The organism is Streptomyces cavernicola, from assembly GCF_029968035.1.
Lineage (GTDB): Bacteria > Actinomycetota > Actinomycetes > Streptomycetales > Streptomycetaceae > Streptomyces > Streptomyces cavernicola.
Genome location: NZ_JASCIQ010000091.1, coordinates 1 through 2,426 on the forward strand (window position 1 = coordinate 1; position 2,426 = coordinate 2,426).

The window sequence follows — 2,426 nt, forward strand, 5'->3', positions numbered from 1 at the left end:
GCCGCGCGGGTGCGGGACGCGGGACTTGAGGCGGCCGGGCGGCCCGGGGTCCTGACGTACTCGAAGAGCGTGTTCGTGCCGCTCACCCGGCTGTGCCGGGACCGTTGCCATTACTGCACCTTCGCGACCGTGCCGGGCAAGCTACGGCGGGCGGGGCACGGGATGTTCATGTCGCCGGACGAGGTGCTCGACATCGCCCGGCGCGGGGCCCAACTCGGCTGCAAGGAAGCGTTGATCACCCTCGGCGACAAGCCGGAGGACCGCTGGCCGGAGGCGCGTGAGTGGCTGGACGCGCACGGTTATGACGACACCATCGCGTACGTACGGGCGATCTCGATCCGGATTCTGGAGGAGACCGGGCTGCTGCCGCACCTCAACCCGGGTGTCATGTCCTGGACCGACTTCCAGCGGCTCAAGCCCGTATCCCCTTCCATGGGGTTGATGTTGGAGACGACGGCGGAGCGGTTGTGGTCCGAGCCGGGCGGGCCGCACTACGGGTCGCCGGACAAGGCTCCGGCCGTGCGGTTGCGGCATCTGGAGGACGCGGGGCGCAGCTCCGTGCCGTTGACCAGTGGGCTGCTGCTCGGGATCGGGGAGACGCTGCAGGAGCGTGCCGAGTCGCTGTTCGCGCTGCGCCGGGTGTCTCGTGCGTACCACGGTGTTCAGGAGTTGATCCTGCAGAATTTCCGGGCGAAGCCGGACACGGCGATGCGGGGTATGCCGGACGCCGAGCTCGACGACCTGGTGGCGACTGTCGCTGTGGCGCGGCACATCATGGGTCCGTCCGGCTGTCTGCAGGCCCCGCCGAATCTGGTCGACGAGGAGTTCGGGCGGCTCATCGGCGCGGGTGTGGATGACTGGGGCGGGGTCTCGCCGATCACGCCTGATCATGTGAACCCGGAGCGGCCCTGGCCCCGGATCGAGGAACTCGCCGCGAGATCCGCCGAGTCGGGCTTCCGGCTGGAGGAACGGCTGGCGGTGTATCCGGAGTTCATCCGGCGGGGCGAGCCGTGGATCGACCCGCGGGTCCTGCCGCACGTACGCGCCCTCGCGGACCCTGCCACGGGTCTTGCGAACCCGGAGGCGGAGGTGCGCGGTCTGCCCTGGCAGGAGCCCGAGGACACCTTCGTGCCCTCCGGGCGTACCGATCTGCACCGGACCATCGACACCGAGGGGCGTACGGCGGACCGGCGTGACGACTTCGACGAGGTGTACGGCGACTGGGAGTCGCTGCGCGAGGCGGCCGCCCCGGGCATGGTCCCCTCCCGTATCGACACCGATGTACGGGAAGCGCTGGTTGTCGCCGCCGACGACCCGACCCGGCTGACCGACGAGCAGGCGCTCGCCCTGCTGCACGCGGACGGCCCGGCCCTGGACGCGTTGTGCGGGGTGGCGGACGACGTACGCAAGTCCGTGGTCGGTGACGACGTCACGTACATCGTCACGCGGAACATCAACTTCACCAACGTCTGCTACACCGGCTGCCGCTTCTGCGCCTTCGCTCAGCGCCGCACGGATGCCGACGCGTACACGCTGTCGTTGGGCCAGGTCGCCGACCGGGCCCAGCAGGCCTGGGACGTGGGTGCGGTCGAGGTGTGCATGCAGGGCGGCATCCATCCGGACCTGCCGGGCAGCGCCTACTTCGACATCGCGCGGGCGGTGAAGGAACGTGTGCCCGGCATGCATGTGCATGCGTTCTCGCCGATGGAGGTCGTCAACGGGACGGCGCGCACGGGGCTTTCGATACGTGAGTGGCTCACCGCGGCGCGTGAGGCCGGCCTCGACTCCATTCCCGGTACGGCCGCGGAGATCCTCGACGACGAGGTCCGCTGGATCCTCACCAAGGGCAAACTTCCCACGGCCACCTGGATCGAGGTGGTCAAGACCGCGCACGAGCTCGGCATCCGTTCGTCGTCGACGATGATGTACGGGCATGTGGACCAGCCCCGGCACTGGCTCGGGCATTTCCGTACTCTGGCCGCGATCCAGCAGGAGACCGGTGGTTTCACGGAGTTCGTGACCCTGCCGTTCATCCACACCAACGCGCCCGTGTACCTGGCCGGGATCGCCCGGCCGGGCCCGACGACCCGGGACAACCGTGCGGTCACTGCCATGGCCCGGTTGCTTCTGCATCCGTACATTCCCAACATTCAGACGAGCTGGGTGAAACTCGGCACCGAGGGTGCTGCGGAGATGCTCCGTTCCGGTGCCAACGACCTGGGTGGCACGTTGATGGAGGAGACCATCTCCCGGATGGCGGGCTCCGGTTACGGCTCGTACCGCTCCGTCGAGGACCTCGTCGCCATCGCTGAAGCAGCCGGCCGCCCGGCGAAACCGCGCACGACGTTGTACGGGCGGGTGTCGGAGGAGCGGCAGAAGGCCGCGGCGGCGTCGGACGGCCACCTGCCGGAGCTGCTGCCGGTGGT

The 2,426-nt window shown here is 69.3% G+C and carries 1 protein-coding gene; it reads left to right on the forward strand.

From position 1 onward, the window contains the following. Positions 1-2,426, forward strand: a 2,426-nt coding sequence (locus tag QIS96_RS37580) for a bifunctional FO biosynthesis protein CofGH (protein WP_282547383.1), incomplete at both ends; no start/stop codon positions are given.